Below are 15,969 nucleotides of genomic sequence, written 5' to 3'. Positions count from 1 at the left end.
TGCCCATGGGGCGGCACACGCAACGCGAACACGATAGACGCAGGAGAAGCCTGATGAACGCAGACCTGGAGGCCGTCATCCTGGACGTGCTGGACTCGTGTCGGGAGTTGTCGCTCGCGACGCTCATGGCGGACGGGAACACGCAGTCCGATGTCGTTTGTTTCGTCCATCACGGACTCGACATCTATTTCGCCACCGGGCGCGATAGCCGCAAGATGGCGAATATCGAGCGCGCCGCACAGGTCTCGTTCTGTCTTTACAAGCCCTATGTGGGATGGCCGGACATCAAGGCGCTGTCGGGCCACGCCTTTGCCGAAATTTTGCCGGACGAATCGTCCGAGCGTGTACTGGCGATGCGACTGCTCGATGAGCGTTTTCCAGACGCGTGGACGCGCGTTCCCGAACACGGTTCGAGTCGCTCCACCATCGTGAAGCTCGAATGCTGGGCGCTTCAGGTGCTCGACTACAGCCGCGGGTTTGGTCACGCCGATATCGTTACCGTTCCATCGAAACGTCGCTGCGAATAGCGCGAATAGCCGTGGCGTCGGTGGTTGAAGGAATGCAAAACAAGGGGAAGAAATCATGTACCGCAACATACTGGTGGCTTTCGATGCCAGTCCGCCCTCGGAAACCGCGCTGATCCACGCCGCGAGGCTCGCCAAGGCGCTCGGGGCCAGGCTTCGCGTCGCTTACGTCGAAGTCGACCCGGCACTTTATTTTCCCTTGATGGCGGCAGCACTGCCGTCGGTGGCCGACATGCAGAACGCGCTCAACGCCGAGACGTTGGCCGTTCGGGAAGCGGCATTGGACATTCTGGCGCGCGAGGGTGTTGCGGCCGATTTCGCGACGCTACCGTTGATGGACAGCCATATGCACATTGCCGATCGCTTGCTGACGGAGGTTCGGCGGGTGGGCGCAGATCTCGTGGTCACCGGCTCGCACGGACGCCGCGGCCTCGCGCGCGTCACGCTCGGTAGCGAGGCCAACCGCCTGCTGCAGCGAGCCGACCGGCCGGTGCTCATTATCAAGTCGCCCGCGCCATAGCGCGTGCGTGGTGTGCGGCGGTGCGATCAACCCCGGGACGCGGGGGGCTCGCCCCGACGCGTCAGCCCGCCTGATTGACGACCAGCAGCGGGCGATCGATCGCGCGGGCAACCCGCTCGTTCTCATGACCGTTGAACCATGAGAACAACCCATGACGATCCTGCGCGCCCACGACGACGAGATCCGCCTCCCATTCCTGCGCTTCCCGGAGTAGGGCGGCGGCCACGTCTTCCGCCAGGCGCGTGTGCGACACACGGCGCTCGATGTTCCCCTTGGCGCCCAGTTCGGTCATGATCGCCGAGGCTTGCGCGAGTGCATTTTCAGCCCGGGGGACGGCGGGCGTTGGCGTGAGCAGGGATTCCTCCAATTCGGACACGTCGACCCCGCGGTCCTCGACATAAATAGCCAGCAGGCTCGAATGCGGCGGGGCCACCTGCATCCCCACGCGCACCGCGTGCAGCGATGCCTCGCTACCGTCGACCGCAAACAGGATCCGACGCGCGTGGTGCAGTGACGATTCCGTCGCTTTCTTGGGAATCATGAGGATGGCGCGGTGGGTGTGCTCGGCCAGTGCGGCGGAGACCTTGGTGCCCAACAGGGCGGCGATGCCGGCGGCCGGTTCGGCGCCGACGACCACCAGGTCGGCATTCCATTCGTCGGCCACTCGGGCAATACCCGCCGAGATCTCGCGATTGCCCAGCGCAGGCCCGAGCAGCCGCTTGTGCACCTGTGCGCCAGTACGTTGCAATACCGCCTGCGCGCCCTCCAGCGCCACGAGTTCGTCGCGGCGGAGTTCGTCGAACGCGGCGCTGACATCGGCCGGCGTACGGGAGTGGGGCGTCAGGTAGGCCTCGGGGTCCTCGAAGAATCCCAGGACCAGCACCTGCGTGTCCGGCGAACAGAAATGGCCGGCATACGGAATGGCGTTCAGCGACGCGCCGCTGGGATCGACGGCAACGAGGATCCGCTGGAATGGCTTGGGAAAGCCATGGGGCGACAGCAGTTGGGAGACAGGTTCCATGGTCGAAGTCGCCGGGCACGGCGATCCTTATCGATGAATCGTTAATAGCATAGACGGTACACAGGCAGCGCCATTGCGTTCGATCAACATCGCACGCCACGACGCGGCGCCGACGCTCCCCGTCACTTATGCTATACCGTGCACTGAACGAAATAAACGGGCGCGCGATGACCGAAGCCATGCTCGACATTTTGCCGTATGCGACCGCACTGGCGATCGGCTTGCTCATCGGTGCCGAACGTGAGCGGCGCAAGGGGGCGAGCCGCGAGCGGGCGGCGGCAGGCATCCGGACGTTTGCGCTGACGGCCGTGCTGGGGGCGGTCGCCTTGGCCTTGGGGGGCGTTTGGCTGCTGGCTGCGGTGGTGCTGGCGCTCAGCGCCGTGTTGATCGCCGCCTACCTGCGTCCCCACGACGATCCGGGGATCACGACCGAGATCTCGCTGATCCTGACGCTGCTGCTCGGTGCGATGGCGCAACGCCACCCCGCCTTGACGATCGCCATCGCCGTGGCCGTCGCGAGCGTGATGCAGGTGCGCTTTCACTTGCATCGGCTCGTGACGCGCGTCGTGACGGAAGCCGAGTTGCAGGATGTGCTTCTGCTCGCGGTGGCTGCCCTCGTGATTCTGCCTATCCTGCCGAATCGGCCTATCGATGTCTTCGACTCGGTCAATCCGTCCACGATATGGCGCTTCACCGTTGTCATGCTCTCCATTGCCGTGATCGGTCATTTTGCCCAACGCGCGCTTGGGCCGAACGCGGGATTACCGGTCACGGGGTTCGCTTCCGGGTTCGCGTCCAGTATCGCCACGATCAGCGCGATGGGCCTGCAGGCCAGGCAAAATCCGGCCTTGTTGCTGCCCGCCGTCGCGGGAGCCGCGCTCTCCAGCGTCTCGACCATGGTGCAGTTGGCCATTGTGATTGGCACGGTCTTCCCGACCGTGTTGCTCCATCTTGCGTTTCCGCTCGGCGCTGGCGCCGTTGCCGCGCTGTCGTACGGCCTTTGGGCGCTTTGGCGCGCGAACCGGTGCGCCACGCCGCAAATGGTCCACATTGGAACCGCCATCGATTTGAAGTCCGCGTTGGTGCTGACCCTGAGTGTGTCCGTCGCCATGTTCGCTTCGGGGGCACTCTCGCATTGGTTCGGGAAATCGGGCTTGCTGGCGGTCGCCTTGGTGGGCGGCTTGGCGGACGCGCATTCCATCGCGGCCAGTGCCGCCGCGCTGGCCGAACAGGGCCGGCTCAGCGTCACGGACGTTGGCCTTCCGATACTGGCCGGGGCCTCGACAAACGCCATGGTCAAGGGGATTGCGGCGTTCGTATCCGGGGGGCCACGTTTCGCGAAGCTCGTCGTTCCCGGCATCGTGCTGGTGATCGCCGCGCTCTGGCTCGGGTACGCCTTCGCGCCGTCGATTTCATGATCGACGCCGAGGTTTCTCTTGATGTCAGTCAATTCGTCGGCGCGCTCGCGATCTAGATTAGACAACGTGCGACATGGATCGCAGCCCCCTGGGCGCACTGCGCCCCTTACCCCACGGAGTCAGCTATGGCAAACCTCACCCGATTCGATCCATTGAATTTCGACGAGCCGTTCGAGAACCTCATTCGTAACGCGTTCTGGCGTCCGCTTGCGCTGGAGAGCTCGAAGCGTATGCAAATCAAGCTCGATGTCGAAGAGGACGACAAGCAATTTACCGTACGCGCCGATATACCGGGTGTGAGCAAGGAAAACATCAAGGTCGCGCTCGACGGCAATCAGGTGTCCATCAGCGCGCACCTCAGCAACACCACGGAAAAGAAGGACAACGGCAACTTCGTGCATCGGGAACGGTATGAAGGCGATATGTACCGCAGCTTCTCGTTGTCACAGGCGGTCGACCGAGACAAGGCCGTTGCGAATTATCGCGACGGGGTATTGGAACTGGTGCTGCCAAAGCGGGCCGATGCCGGTCAACGGGAGTTGACCATTCAGTAAGCCGCACAGGCGGTATGGGAGGGTGCCGCTCAGGCACCCTCGCGAGGCGGGCTAGTGCAGCGTTTGCGGAAGCGGGATGAACGCGACGCCGCGCGGCATATCTTCAAATTCGGGCGACCGCAGCCCGTCGATCACCTGACACGCATAATCGATCGCGCATCGGAGCGCGCGATAGGGGTCTGCGTCCAACCGCTCGTTCAATGTGATCTGTATCACAACGCCTTCAGTCGGCGTGCCATCCGACAGAGGGCCGTCGTGCTTTGCGGTTGCGCCGCGCACGATCGCCACAGGCAGATAGCGCCGGTCGTGGCTCGGTACGGCAAATCCACCGCAACCGACAAGTTGCGCGTGAGCTTCGATAACGAATGCCTTGTAATGTTGTCGCAGCGTAGACATGAGAACCTCATAAGCACTTGGGATCGCTGGCACGATCCAGAGGGATTGACGAGCGCGTCTGCATTCAGCATTTGTAATGCCTGTGCGAGGGAGGCGCCATGACACAAGTCAATTCGTCACGATGCAGCGTCTTGGAAACGTTGCGCAGGACCGCATCGACGCCAGCAGCGCCCCAAAAAACGGCATTCGGCTGCGCCAGGCGTGTGTTCGATGGATTGACGACTTTCATTCGCCAATCAGCTCGTCTTGGCGCTCGGATTCGCAGCGATTCTCCCGTGTACCGGGACGAACCGCCCGCTGGGTACACTTACTCGATGCAATAACGCCGGATCGTGCTTCCCATTTGTTGTTTGGAGGGTTTCCTCTCATCTTTTCGGCTGATACGCCTGCCGATCCTGGACGGTAATATCTCTTGAAAGCTGAGAGAAATACGCTTTAGTTAACAAAAGAACGGCTGCGGGTCGGAATAGCATTCGCAGACCGTTGCAAAAGCCAATCCCGAGCGGTGGGTGGTTTGCGCTCGTTGGTTGCCGCCCTATATCAGGGGCATAGGTCACTGAATGGCTCAAAATCGGTCCGATGCGGTTCATCCGCAATGTGCCACCGCCTCGCCGGTGTCGCTGGGTACGCGAATCGAAGGCTCTGCCGGGCAGCCTCTCAGGGAAACGGTTGCCACCAAATTCGGAGGCAAGGCATGACGCGTATCATGATCGCGGACGATCACGCCGTAGTGCGAGACGGACTCAAACATATCCTGGAGGGGGCGGGCGTGTTTGACGTCGTCGGCGAAGCGGCGGACGGCGCTGCGATCCCGTTGATGGTCAACGATTGCTCTCCCAACGTATTGCTGCTCGATCTGTCGCTGCCAGGAAGAAGCGGTCTGGAACTGATCCGGCTGCTGCGCGATTCCCATCCGGCGTTGCGCATACTGGTGCTGACCATGCATTCGGAGGAGCAGTACATCGTACGTGCTTTCCAGGCGGGGGCAGCAGGATACCTGACCAAGGAAAGCGCGGCGGAAGAACTCGTCACGGCCATCAATCATGTGGCCGTGGGCGGCACCTATGTCAGCCAGTCGATCGCGGGCAAGTTGGCATCGAGCTTCCAGGGAAATGGCGACGACGTGCCGCATCGGCGCCTGTCCAATCGCGAACTGGAAGTCTATCGTCGTCTGGTGCGTGGCGAACCGCTCACCACCATCGCCAATGCGCTGTGTGTCAGCCCCAAGACCGTCAGCACGTACAAGATGCGTCTCATGGAGAAAATGCAGCTGCCCAATGAGGTGCAACTGGTGCGCTACGCGCTTCGCCATCATCTCTTCGACGAGGGCGATAACCTCTGACGTCTACGCGACCAGGCTCGCATGGCAAGGCGTCGCACGTTCGACCGCCCTCATGTCGGCACCGTCAGCATGCGCCAAGCGCTTCGCGGTCCAGCAGCGTAATCCGCTTTCCCGCAACCAGAATCAAGCCACCGCGCTGAAACCGCGATAACGACCGGCTGACCGTCTCGAGCTTCATGCCGAGATGGCTTCCGATGTCTTCGCGCGTCATGCGCAATGTGAACTCGCGGGGCGAGTACCCTCGCTGCTCGAAGCGATTCGAAAGATTCAGAAGGAAGGTCGCGACCCGCTGATCGGCACTCATGCTGCCCAATAACACCATCTGCGCCGTCTCTCGGACGATCTCGGCGCTCATGAGCCGGTGAATATGCTGTTGGAGCGGCGACAATTCGCGGCACAGCACCTCCAGGGGCTGGAATGGGATCACACAGACGGCGCTATCTTCCAGGGCGAAGGCGTCGCAGGGATGTGACTCGGCGACGATGCCGTCCAGCCCGAGCAGTTCGCCGGGAAGATAAAATCCCGACACGTATTGGCGCCCCAGCGAATGCTGCGCCACGGTCTTGAACGACCCCGAGCGGACCGCGTAGAGACTCTGGAACGAATCGCCGGTCCGGTAAAGCGCATGGCCCTGCCGGACCATCCGCCAGGTACGCACGACAGATTTCAGGCGTGCCGCATCGTGGTCATTCAGCTTCGACGCAACACAGAGGTGTCGCAATACGCACGTACCGCACTGGGCGGGGGGATGCGAGATCAGCCCGCTCGACATGCCGTCATTGACCGTTGAAAACGCCTCGACGGCACCGAAGCGACGTTCGGCGTCTGCCAAATAATGTGATTCGTACATCGCCATCTCCCGGCCAGCCGTTGGCCTGCATGCACCGATTGCGCGCACCCGGGCGCCCAATGTTCCGGTTGTCTTCCTGCATGTGCCTACCCGCACTCGCGCGCTGTCTGGCGCTGCCCTCAAGGGGCATGTTTTGTCGTCGGGGTAGGGGCTTGAAACCAAGTATCGCGACGGCCGCGTCGGGGGGAAAGCAGGCGCGGCTGAGATCTTTGTAGGCAGACGCACGCCCGGTGTCAGGCAATCCTTACGCAGACCGTTTCGTGCGAACGCCTGACGGGAATGCTTGACCTTGGCTAAACCGGCGCCGCCCCCGATGACTAGGATGATCTTATGGGGGGCGCTTAGCCGCCGTTCGAGGAGAACGTCAATGCCATTTATCGACCGGGCCGATGCCGCACGCCAGCTAGCCAAGGCACTCAACGCGTACTCGGGCAAGCACCCGTTGATTTTGGCCGTGCCACGCGGTGGGGTTCCGATTGGCGCCATCGTGGCCGATGCCCTCGGCGGCGATCTGGACATTGTGCTGGTTAGGAAGTTGGGCGCCCCTGGCAATCCTGAACTGGCGGTCGGCGCCGTGGACGAGAGCGGCTGGACGTACCTGACGCCATACGCGAAGCTGGCGGGCGGCGAGAGTGCCTATGTCGAACACGAACGAATGGTGCAACTCGACACCCTCCGGCGTCGCCGGGCCCGCTTTACGCCGGGAAGACAGCGGACGAGCGCCGACGGGCGGTTGGCGATTGTCGTGGACGACGGCATCGCCACGGGGGCATCGATCATCGCGGCGTTGCACTCGGTGCGACAGCTTGGGCCAGCACGATTGATATGCGCAGTGCCGGTGGCCCCGCCAGATGCCTTGCGCGACATCGCGCCCTATGCCGACGAAGTGATCTGTCTGGAGACACCGGCCGATTTCAGCGCGGTGGGCGCCTTCTACCGAAAATTTCCCCAAGTCAGCGATGACGAGGTCGTTGCTTGCCTGCGCTCGCGCTAATGGCCCACGCCTCGCCTGTGCAATACCCGGTGTCCTGCGTGTCGCGCCCCATGTCTGCTGGAGTCAAGGCGTGAGAGAACCCTCCGAAAAGCCTGAAATCATCGCGAAGGAAATTGCCGCCACCGTGGTACCGCGCGCGGGCGTGACCAACGACCGGATCGTTGCGATCTTCGACGAAATCGCCGACCTCCTCGACGTCGAAAACGCGAATCCGTTCAGGGTTCGGGCCTACCGCAACGCGGCCAGGTCGATCGGTGCGCTGACCGAAGACGTGGGTGTCCTGCTGGCGCGCGGCATCGACCTCACGACACTGCCGGGCATCGGCGCCGATCTCGCGGGAAAGATGCGCGAGATTGCTGAAACCGGCGCAAGCGAACTACTGACGCGTCTGCGCCGCGAAACGCCTGGACAGATTCAATCGTTGCTCAGTCTGCCGGGCCTGGGGCCGCGTCGTGTACACAGGCTCGAGCACGACCTGGACGTGCATACGATGGAGGATCTGGCCGCCGCAGCCCGTGAACACCGCATTGGTACGCTGCCCGGATTCGGGCCGCGCACGGAACAGCGCCTGCTTGACGCCGTGCAGGCGCGGCTCGACCGGCACCGCCGCTTCAGCCTCGATATCGCGATGCGCGCCGTCGATCCCCTCATGGCATATCTGCGCGAGACCGGCACCGCGCAGGCGATGGCGGTCGCGGGCAGCTACCGGCGGGGCAGGGATACGGTGGGGGACCTCGACATCGCTGTGGCGTCTGGCCGGCCTCAAGCCGTGATTCACGCGTTCCTCGCCTACGATCAGACGCGATCGGTGATCTCCGCCGGAAGCACGCGGGCAAGCACGGTGCTGATGAATGACATGCAGGTCGACCTAAGAGTGGTGGCCGCGTCGAGCTATGGCGCGGCGCTCGTTTATCTGACCGGTTCGAAGGCGCACAACGTGGCGCTTCGCAAGATGGCGCAGGCACGCGGGCTGAAACTGAACGAATATGGTGTGTTCCGGCAAGGGCGAAAAATCGCTGGCCGCGACGAGGCGTCGATCTACGAAGCGCTCGATCTGCCATGGATTGCGCCGGAGTTGCGAGAGGACACCGGGGAACTGGAGGCGGCGCGCGATGGCACCTTGCCGCGCCTTGTCGAAGCCCGCGAGATCCGGGGCGATCTTCACGTCCACACGAACGAAAGCGACGGTGTCGACAGCCTCGAAGCCATGGCCGTAGCGGCCGGCCGTCAAGGGCTTCAGTACCTGGCCATCACGGATCACTCGCCGCGTCTGGGCATCACGCATGGGTTGAGCGCCAGCCGTCTCGCCGCGCAGTCGGACGCCATCGACGCGCTGAATGCAAAGGGCGGATTGCCGGGGATTCTCAAGGGCGTCGAGGTCGATATCCTGGAAGACGGATCGCTCGATCTTCCCGACGCTGTGCTGGGGCGGCTCGATCTGGTCGTTGGCGCGGTTCACAGCCATTTCGATTTACCCGCCGACAAGCAGACCGCGCGGCTGTTACGGGCGATTGACCACCCGCACTTCAGCATCCTCGCACATCCCTTTGCTCGTTTGATCGGCGAGCGCGACGCTTGCCGGTTCGACGCCGCCCGCGTTTTCCAGGCGCTTGCCGAGCGCGGTGCTTTCGTGGAAGCCAACGCACAGCCGCGCCGGCTGGACCTGTGGGACACCGGCTGCCGGCTGGCGAAGTCGATGGGTGTGCGGGTGAGCATTGCCTCGGACGCGCACCGCACGGCCGACTTCAACCATCTGGCGTTGGGCCTCATGCAGGCCAGACGCGGCTGGCTCGAGGCCGCCGACGTCCTCAACACCCGCCCGCTGTCCCGGCTGCGCGCCATGCTCAAAAAGACGATGTAGCCGTGGCGGGCGAGCGTCTGCCCTGAACCTCATACACGAAGATCACGCCGATTTGCGCCATGTCATGGCACGCCGTGCGCAGATGGCTATAGTGAACCTGGCCCGCGCCGACCACGGCGGCGCATTGTCGAATTCGATGGGAGCAAGAGATGAACGACATTCGGACTGAATTCATGAATCACCGTCAGACCTTGGTCAACGACGCTGAGGCCCTCCTTGCCGATATCAAGGCGTTGCTGCGTGATATCGCCGACGAAGCCAATCCGGCGTCCGATGAAGCGCGTCCCGCACGCACTGCCAGGCTTCAGCAACTGACCGCACAGCTCGATACGCTGCGCAAAACGAGCCGGCAGCGCGTGTCGGGATGGGCGCGAACCACTGACCATTACGTGCACGACCATCCCTGGCAGAGTGTAGCGGCCGCGGCATCCATCGCCGCGTTGGCGGCCGTCGCGGGCGCGGTGGTGGCCCCCATGATCGCTCGAGGCCGGCGTACGCCGTCGGATGCCGACCTGCGCCTTTGATGGGAGACCAACGATGGAAAGCCGCAAAAACCCGGGACTTGGCGCGTTGGAGACGCTGATGGATACGGAGGAAAAGCGCATTCAAAGCGTGATGGCCACCACCGAATCGCCGCTCGGCGAACGCTCGGCATCGGAGCCCCATGACGACGCCGACCTCGCGAACGAGGAAACCGCCGAACGCGTGCAAGATGCCATGCTCGATCGCTTTCGCCAACAGCTCTCGGATATTGAAGCGGCACGCGATCGCATACGCCGTGGCGAGTACGGCATCTGCATCGATTGCCGCCAGAGTATTCCGTATGCCCGGCTGAAGGCGTATCCGACGGCGAAGCGATGTGCCGCTTGTCAGCATCGCCACGAGCAACTTTTCGCGATCGATCACGCGAGGTGACCGGCGTGCGCAGGGGCGCTCGCCGCCGCGCGCTTGCCCTCCTGGCCGGCGGGCTGATGGGCTTGACGTGTGCTGGCATCACGAATGCCGCCCCCGCGCAACATGACGTCCTGATTCTCGTCTATCACCGCTTCGCGGAGCGCGTCACCGATTCGACCACGGTGCGCACGGAGACCTTCGCGTCGCAACTGCGCTTTTTCGAGGAGAACGGCTATCGGGTGGTACCGCTGGCCGACGTCATCGCCTGGCATGCCGGCGGGCAGGACAACCTGCCGCCGCGCGCACTTGTCCTGAGCGTGGACGATGGCCACCGGTCCGTCTACGAGGTGCTGTGGCCGATGTTGAAGGGGCGCTCGGTACCCGTCACACTCTTCGTCTACCCGTCGGCCATCTCCAATGCGTCCTACGCCATGACGTGGGATCAGTTGCGCGCGCTTGCGCAATCGGGGACTTTCGACATCGAGTCTCACACCGAATGGCATCCCAATTTCAAGACGGAGCGCGCGCGGCTGGCGCCTGCGGCTTACCGGCGCTTCGTGCACGATCAGCTTCGCCGTTCCCGCGATCGGATCGAGGCCGAACTGCATCGGTCCGTTCGTCTACTGGCGTGGCCGTTTGGCATTTACGATACTGAATTAGAGGCCATGGCGCGCGACGAGGGCTACACGAATGGGTTCTCTCTCGATGCGAAACCCGTCACGCCGCAGTCGAATGCCATGGCGTTGCCGCGATACCTCATGACGCAGCACTGCGGCATGACGTGCCTGCGCGGCATGTTGCGCAATGCACAAACGCATCATGATTAGCCGATGGATCGTCTGGAGCCTTTCGCTCCTGTGCCTGCAACCCGTGCCGCCGGCCACGGCAGACACCGTCGCAGCGACGGTCGTCGATGTGGCGACCCGCGAGCCGATTGCGGGCGCGACGCTCGTGAGCGGGGACCGCGCCTGGATAAGCGACCGCAAAGGCGAGATCGTGCTCCCCGATATGGCGCCGGGGGCGCCGATGGCCGTCTCGGTGCGCGCGCCGGGGTATGCGAGAGTGCAAGCCTCGCTGCGCGGGGGAGGTCGCGCGAGCGTTGCCATGACGCGCATCCACCCCAAAGCCGTCTATCTCTCCGTGTACGGCATCGCGAGCCGTGCATTGCTCGATGCCGTGCTGGCGTTGCCCGAACGTAGCACCATTAACGCGCTTGTCATCGATGTCAAAGGCGATCGCGGCATGACGCCGTATCGCAGTCCTGCGCGGGAAGGCATCGGTGCGCAGGCGCATGTGCCCGCGAATACGCCACGGGTCAAGGATCTGCCGGCACTGGTGAAATCGCTGCACGATCGCGGCCTGTACCTCATTGCCCGCATCGTGGTCTTCAAGGACGATCCTTTGGCGCGAGCCCATCCGGAGTGGGCGGTGCGCGATGCCGAGGGCAACGTGTGGCGTGACCGCGAACAGCTCCGATGGATCGATCCGACGATTTCCGCCGCATGGACGCACAATCTTGACGTCGCCGAGGAGGCGGCGCGCATGGGGTTCGACGAGATCCAATTCGACTACCTGCGATTCCCGGACGCACCCGGGTTGCAATTTCATGAGACCAACACCGCCGAACATCGGGTCGGCGCCATCACCGGCTTCCTGAGCGCTGCGCGCGAGCGTTTGCTGCGCTATAACGTCTACCTGTCGGTCGATATCTTCGGCTACGTCTGCTGGAACCTCAACGACACGGCGATTGGGCAGCAGCTCGAAACCCTCGCCGAGCAGGTCGATTACGTGTCCCCCATGCTCTACCCGTCAGGATTCACCCGGGGACTTCCGGGATCCGACCCGCCGACCGACCATCCGGGTGAGATCGTGTCGCGCTCTCTCGCGCAGGCGATGCGCCGCACCGGATTGCCCGGCGTGCGTTTCCGCCCCTGGCTGCAAGCGTTTCGGGACTATGCTTTCGATCGTCGTAATTTCGGCGCGGCCGAGATTCGTGCCCAAATCGATGCGGCCGAGGCGGCGGGGACCGACGGGTGGATGTTGTGGAATCCACGCAATCGATACGACCCGATGACCTTGCCGCGCTGAAGGCGCCGCGTGTGCCGATGGTCCATGCGAGAGGGACCTAGGCGCTCGCATGACGAGGCGTCGCGAGAGATGTCGCGCCATTTGATCCAGGCCAAGTTCTCGCGCGCGCAACCGCTTACTGTATCTATATCTGGCGGGCACTCATGGCGAGTCGCGTTGATGTCGACCGCCTGGCATGTCCCGGTGGCGTCTGCGGCGGACGCACCTTCGACACGAGCCTGCGCCAGCGTTTCAAGGAGTCACAACATGAAAGTCAGAGCTAGGTCTGCCATGGTCCGGCCCACGAGGTGGGATCGCTTTCCGGACGAGCACGTCCCCGACAGTTACAAGCAACCCTCAGCGTCCCCTGCACTCGCGGCTTGCCCGGTGTGTCACGCCGTCTACCTGCGCGGGCATTGGCAATGGCGCGCCGTCCCGCCCGATGCGGTCACCGTCACTTGCTCGGCCTGCCATCGCAGCGCCGACGGCGTGCCCGCGGCCCGTCTGGTACTGGATGGCACCTTCGAGGCCGCGCATCGACAGGAAATTCTCGGACTGGTGAATCACCGCGCGCAGCGGCTGCACCGCGAACATCCGATGGAGCGCGTGATGGCGATCACGTCGGACGAGGACGGTACGGCGATCACGACTACCGGAATGCACATTGCGCGCGATATCGGCAATGCCATTCACCATGCGTATGGCGGGAAGCTGGATCTCGACTACGGGCACGCGGAATCGGAACTTCACGTGCGCTGGCATCGATCCTGACGCAGGAGCCATCCCCATGCCGGTCATTCACGATTCGGCGTCGACGGTCTGCGATGCGGTGCTGGCGGATCGCTATCTTGCGCCGGGGGAGGCGGCGCGCGACGATGTCTTCCGACGGGTAGCGCGCGCGCTGGCCGAGGCCGAGCCACCGGATCGACGTGGCGATGCGGCACGGCACTTCTACGGCAACATGCTGCGGGGCGCGATCGGCGCGGGCCGGATCATGGCCAATGCGGGCACCGGCAAAAACGCCACGATGGTGAACTGCTTCGTGCACCCGATCGTCGGTCCGGACGTGCCCGTGGCGCGTCAGACCGACATCGCGCGCGCGCTCGCGCAGGCCACGACGACCCTGCGCATGGGCGGTGGTGTCGGGTACGACTTCTCGTCAGTGGCGCCCGCCGACGCACTGGTGTGTGCGTCGGATCATGGCACGGGCGATGTTTGCGACGTTATCGATCGGTTCGATCTGGCCTGCCAATCGTTGGCCTTGACCGATACGCGCGGCGGCGCGCAGATGGCGGTGTTGCGCTGCGATCACCCCGATCTGGACGAATTCATCAATGCCAAGCGCGGACGCCGGCGCTGGGCGACATTGAATGTGTCGGTGGCGGCGACCGCCGAGTTCATGCACGCCGTTGCCCGCGATACCGAGTGGCGGCTTCAGCATCGTGCGGCCCCCAATCGGCAACGACTGGCGGCGGGCGCGCATTTGCTCGATAACGGCAACTGGTGCTACGCCAGGGTCCCCGCACGGCAATTGTGGGCGCGGATCGTCGACGCGGCCCACGGAAGCGCCGAGCCGGGCTTGCTGTTCATCGACACGATCCGTGAATCCAATGACCTTGCCGACATCGAATCGATTGCCGCGACGAATCCATGCGGTGAACAACCGCTCCCGGCGTGGGGGAGTTGCGTGCTCGGTCCGATCGATCTGTCGCGGCGAGTCAGGCATCCGTTCGGCGTGGGGGGAATGCCGACGTTCGACTTTGCGGGTCTGGCACGGCTCGTCCATGTCCAGGTCAGAATGCTCGATAACGCAATCGACGTCACGCGATGGCCGTTACCGGAACATGGACACGAAGCCCGAAGCAAGCGAAGGATCGGCGTGGGCGTCACGGGGCTGGCCGATGCGCTGACGATGATGCGTGTGCGTTACGACGCGCCGCAGGGTAGGGACCTCGCCAGCGCCATCGGGCGATGCCTGCGCGACAACGCTTATGCGGCGTCGGCGGCATTGGCGCGCGAGCGCGGGGCGTATCCGCTGTTCAGCGGCGAGCGCAGCCTGTCGACGGGAAGCTTTGCGTCGGCGTTGCCGGATGCCGTGCGCGCCGAGATTGCGCGTTATGGGCTGCGCAATAGCCATCTGCTGTCGATAGCCCCCACAGGCAGCGTCAGTCTGGCGTTCGGCGGAAACTGCTCAAGCGGTATCGAGCCGGCCTTCGCCTTGGCGTACCAGCGTCAGTTGCGCTTGCGGCATCAGGCACCGCGCGCATACCGTATCGAGAATCACGCCTACCGACGCTTCCGTGCGTTGTGTGGCGAGCCGGCGGCATTGCCTGACTACTTCGTCACGGCCAGTCAGGTGAGCGGCGACGATCACCTGCGCATGGTGGCGGCCATACAACCGTTCATCGATGCCGGCATCTCGAAGACGGTGCTGGTCGCCAACGGGGTGTCACGCGAGCGAGTCGGAGATCTGCTGTATCGTGCGTGGCAATTCGGACTCAAAGGCGTGACGATTTTCCGACCTGAGCCTGGTGCGGACGAGGTGCTTTCGGTGTTGCCAGCGTCGGCAGGGCGCCCGGCATGCTTTTGCTGAGCGACACTGAATGAACCGAATGCGCTAACGGTGCAATCTGCGGCCCGGAGCCTGCTGCGGCTTCGCCCCTAGTTGACCCGTATCAAGGCCGACCGAGATCGGCTGCCTATGCTCGAAGCAGCCGGGCATGACCGCCCGCCATCGGTCTTTCGAGGGTTCCCACGATGAATGAGGCCAAGCTTCCTGCGTACGCCGTCGTGCGCAATGCATCTCCTGTTCCGCTCGCCAGTGAGTCACTGCCGCTCATAGCGCTGCCGCCGCCGAGTCTCGAAGGCGGCGCCAGCTTGATGATGTCACTGGCACGTCGCAAGAGCGTGCGAGACTTTGCGCCGACCGCGCTTTCCCGCCAGCAACTCGGCGATCTGCTGTGGGCGGCGGACGGCGTCAATCGCGCTGATACCGGCGGGCGCACTGCGCCGTCGGCGCGCGGCGTGAACGAGATCGACGTGTACGTCGCCCTGCCCGAGGGCGTGTATCGCTATGACCCGGCGTCGCACCAACTGCACCTCAAGCATGCCGTCGATGCGCGCAATCTCACCGGCTACCAGGACTTTGTCGGTCAGGCGCCGCTCGATCTGGTGTACGTAGTCAATCACGCCCGCGCCGACGCGTTTCCTCAGTCACAACGGGATTCGTTCGCCGGCATCGCCGTGGGCGCGATTGCGCAGAACGTGTCGCTGTACTGTGCGTCAGCCGGACTGGCGTGCGTCGTGCGCGGTTGGTTGAATCATCGAATGCTGGCCAACGCCATGTCGCTCAACGAAGACGAGATACCGGTGCTGGCCCAGACGGTGGGCCATCCGAGGGTGACGGGATAACGCAATCCGTGTCGCTGGCGTTGCTGGGCGGGGAAGCGGCGAGCGGATGCGTTTGACATCGGTCAACACGGCGCATGCGCCAGCGACCATGCTTGGCTCATGGCAGTCGCACACCTT

The 15,969-nt window shown here is 63.8% G+C and carries 18 protein-coding genes; 14 read left to right on the top strand and 4 right to left on the bottom strand.

Annotated elements, in window-relative coordinates; all coding sequences use genetic code 11:
• Window positions 1-53: 53 nt before the first annotated feature.
• Both OYT13_RS12040 and OYT13_RS12035 read left to right on the top strand, forming a co-directional pair.
• Window positions 54-527, top strand: a complete 474-nt coding sequence (locus OYT13_RS12040; protein ID WP_017234449.1) for a pyridoxamine 5'-phosphate oxidase family protein — start codon at window positions 54-56, stop codon at window positions 525-527.
• Window positions 528-582: 55 nt separating this feature from the next.
• Window positions 583-1,044: a universal stress protein gene (locus tag OYT13_RS12035; RefSeq protein WP_017234450.1), complete on the top strand. Its 462-nt coding sequence runs from the start codon at window positions 583-585 to the stop codon at window positions 1,042-1,044.
• 61 nt (window positions 1,045-1,105) lie between these two features.
• Here OYT13_RS12035 and OYT13_RS12030 read toward each other — a convergent pair whose 3' ends face one another.
• Window positions 1,106-2,065 carry a universal stress protein gene (locus OYT13_RS12030; protein WP_017234451.1) on the bottom strand — a complete coding sequence of 320 codons (960 nt, stop codon included), beginning with the start codon at window positions 2,063-2,065 and terminating at the stop codon, window positions 1,106-1,108.
• A gap of 167 nt (window positions 2,066-2,232) precedes the next feature.
• Here OYT13_RS12030 and OYT13_RS12025 point away from each other — a divergent pair, with 167 nt between their 5' ends.
• Together OYT13_RS12025 and OYT13_RS12020 are read left to right on the top strand one after the other, a co-directional pair.
• Window positions 2,233-3,483, top strand: coding sequence for an MgtC/SapB family protein (locus OYT13_RS12025; protein ID WP_261938579.1), 1,251 nt, complete (start codon window positions 2,233-2,235; stop codon window positions 3,481-3,483).
• 125 nt (window positions 3,484-3,608) lie between these two features.
• Entirely contained in the window at window positions 3,609-4,037 is a 429-nt protein-coding gene (locus OYT13_RS12020; RefSeq protein WP_017234453.1) for an Hsp20/alpha crystallin family protein, read from the top strand.
• A 51-nt stretch (window positions 4,038-4,088) separates the two neighbouring features.
• Here the strand turns inward: OYT13_RS12020 and OYT13_RS12015 are convergent, their stop codons facing one another.
• Together OYT13_RS12015 and OYT13_RS12010 are read right to left on the bottom strand one after the other, a co-directional pair.
• Complete coding sequence (locus OYT13_RS12015; RefSeq protein ID WP_261938580.1) at window positions 4,089-4,466, bottom strand: hypothetical protein; 378 nt, start codon at window positions 4,464-4,466, stop codon at window positions 4,089-4,091.
• Between the two features lie 31 nt (window positions 4,467-4,497).
• Entirely contained in the window at window positions 4,498-4,662 is a 165-nt protein-coding gene (locus OYT13_RS12010) for a hypothetical protein (protein WP_017234455.1), read from the bottom strand.
• A 465-nt stretch (window positions 4,663-5,127) separates the two neighbouring features.
• Here OYT13_RS12010 and OYT13_RS12005 point away from each other — a divergent pair, with 465 nt between their 5' ends.
• Complete coding sequence (locus OYT13_RS12005; protein WP_268567813.1) at window positions 5,128-5,775, top strand: response regulator; 648 nt, start codon at window positions 5,128-5,130, stop codon at window positions 5,773-5,775.
• A 64-nt stretch (window positions 5,776-5,839) separates the two neighbouring features.
• On the opposite strand, the gene OYT13_RS12000 is transcribed toward OYT13_RS12005, so the two are convergent.
• Complete coding sequence (locus OYT13_RS12000) at window positions 5,840-6,625, bottom strand: helix-turn-helix domain-containing protein (RefSeq protein ID WP_017234457.1); 786 nt, start codon at window positions 6,623-6,625, stop codon at window positions 5,840-5,842.
• A 367-nt stretch (window positions 6,626-6,992) separates the two neighbouring features.
• On the opposite strand from OYT13_RS12000, the gene OYT13_RS11995 reads away from it, so the two are divergent.
• The 9 genes from OYT13_RS11995 to OYT13_RS11955 all read left to right on the top strand — a co-directional run bounded on the left by OYT13_RS11995 (window position 6,993) and on the right by OYT13_RS11955 (window position 15,852).
• Window positions 6,993-7,619, top strand: coding sequence for a phosphoribosyltransferase (locus tag OYT13_RS11995; RefSeq protein ID WP_150564700.1), 627 nt, complete (start codon window positions 6,993-6,995; stop codon window positions 7,617-7,619).
• Window positions 7,620-7,689: 70 nt separating this feature from the next.
• Window positions 7,690-9,480 (top strand): DNA polymerase/3'-5' exonuclease PolX, encoded by a 1,791-nt coding sequence (polX, locus tag OYT13_RS11990; protein WP_268567812.1) that lies wholly within the window; start codon window positions 7,690-7,692, stop codon window positions 9,478-9,480.
• A 149-nt stretch (window positions 9,481-9,629) separates the two neighbouring features.
• Window positions 9,630-10,004 (top strand): DUF883 family protein, encoded by a 375-nt coding sequence (locus tag OYT13_RS11985; RefSeq protein WP_268567811.1) that lies wholly within the window; start codon window positions 9,630-9,632, stop codon window positions 10,002-10,004.
• A gap of 13 nt (window positions 10,005-10,017) precedes the next feature.
• The gene (locus OYT13_RS11980) at window positions 10,018-10,395 is read left to right on the top strand and encodes a TraR/DksA family transcriptional regulator (RefSeq protein WP_268567810.1); all 378 of its coding nucleotides are present in this window, start codon (window positions 10,018-10,020) and stop codon (window positions 10,393-10,395) included.
• Window positions 10,392-11,201, top strand: a complete 810-nt coding sequence (locus OYT13_RS11975) for a polysaccharide deacetylase family protein (protein WP_442796477.1) — start codon at window positions 10,392-10,394, stop codon at window positions 11,199-11,201. Before OYT13_RS11980 ends, OYT13_RS11975 begins: the two co-directional genes overlap by 4 nt.
• Complete coding sequence (locus OYT13_RS11970) at window positions 11,194-12,462, top strand: putative glycoside hydrolase (RefSeq protein ID WP_026132037.1); 1,269 nt, start codon at window positions 11,194-11,196, stop codon at window positions 12,460-12,462. The genes OYT13_RS11975 and OYT13_RS11970 overlap by 8 nt, the downstream gene beginning before the upstream one ends.
• A 246-nt stretch (window positions 12,463-12,708) precedes the next feature.
• Complete coding sequence (locus OYT13_RS11965; RefSeq protein WP_268567809.1) at window positions 12,709-13,212, top strand: BCAM0308 family protein; 504 nt, start codon at window positions 12,709-12,711, stop codon at window positions 13,210-13,212.
• A gap of 16 nt (window positions 13,213-13,228) precedes the next feature.
• On the top strand, window positions 13,229-15,034 hold the full coding sequence (locus OYT13_RS11960) for an adenosylcobalamin-dependent ribonucleoside-diphosphate reductase (protein WP_268567808.1): 1,806 nt from the start codon (window positions 13,229-13,231) through the stop codon (window positions 15,032-15,034).
• 164 nt (window positions 15,035-15,198) lie between these two features.
• A complete protein-coding gene (locus tag OYT13_RS11955; protein ID WP_017234466.1) occupies window positions 15,199-15,852 on the top strand; it encodes a nitroreductase family protein in 654 nt (217 codons plus the stop codon).
• The last annotated feature ends 117 nt before the right edge of the window (window positions 15,853-15,969 follow it).

Source organism: Pandoraea sp. XJJ-1, assembly GCF_026802345.1.
GTDB classification, from domain to species: domain Bacteria; phylum Pseudomonadota; class Gammaproteobacteria; order Burkholderiales; family Burkholderiaceae; genus Pandoraea; species Pandoraea cepalis.
Note: the sequence above shows the minus strand (reverse complement) of the source record. Positions and strands in the feature narration are given on the sequence as shown.

Coding starts and splice junctions, on each gene's coding strand:
- OYT13_RS12020 (WP_017234453.1), top strand. CDS start 3,609: ATGGCAAACCTCACCCGATTCGATCCATTGAATTTCGACGAGCCGTTC.
- OYT13_RS12040 (WP_017234449.1), top strand. CDS start 54: ATGAACGCAGACCTGGAGGCCGTCATCCTGGACGTGCTGGACTCGTGT.
- OYT13_RS11985 (WP_268567811.1), top strand. CDS start 9,630: ATGAACGACATTCGGACTGAATTCATGAATCACCGTCAGACCTTGGTC.
- OYT13_RS11965 (WP_268567809.1), top strand. CDS start 12,709: ATGAAAGTCAGAGCTAGGTCTGCCATGGTCCGGCCCACGAGGTGGGAT.
- OYT13_RS11970 (WP_026132037.1), top strand. CDS start 11,194: ATGATTAGCCGATGGATCGTCTGGAGCCTTTCGCTCCTGTGCCTGCAA.
- OYT13_RS11955 (WP_017234466.1), top strand. CDS start 15,199: ATGAATGAGGCCAAGCTTCCTGCGTACGCCGTCGTGCGCAATGCATCT.
- OYT13_RS12035 (WP_017234450.1), top strand. CDS start 583: ATGTACCGCAACATACTGGTGGCTTTCGATGCCAGTCCGCCCTCGGAA.
- OYT13_RS11960 (WP_268567808.1), top strand. CDS start 13,229: ATGCCGGTCATTCACGATTCGGCGTCGACGGTCTGCGATGCGGTGCTG.
- OYT13_RS12010 (WP_017234455.1), bottom strand. CDS start 4,662: ATGAAAGTCGTCAATCCATCGAACACACGCCTGGCGCAGCCGAATGCC.
- OYT13_RS12000 (WP_017234457.1), bottom strand. CDS start 6,625: ATGTACGAATCACATTATTTGGCAGACGCCGAACGTCGCTTCGGTGCC.
- OYT13_RS11980 (WP_268567810.1), top strand. CDS start 10,018: ATGGAAAGCCGCAAAAACCCGGGACTTGGCGCGTTGGAGACGCTGATG.
- OYT13_RS11995 (WP_150564700.1), top strand. CDS start 6,993: ATGCCATTTATCGACCGGGCCGATGCCGCACGCCAGCTAGCCAAGGCA.
- OYT13_RS12005 (WP_268567813.1), top strand. CDS start 5,128: ATGACGCGTATCATGATCGCGGACGATCACGCCGTAGTGCGAGACGGA.
- OYT13_RS12030 (WP_017234451.1), bottom strand. CDS start 2,065: ATGGAACCTGTCTCCCAACTGCTGTCGCCCCATGGCTTTCCCAAGCCA.
- OYT13_RS12025 (WP_261938579.1), top strand. CDS start 2,233: ATGACCGAAGCCATGCTCGACATTTTGCCGTATGCGACCGCACTGGCG.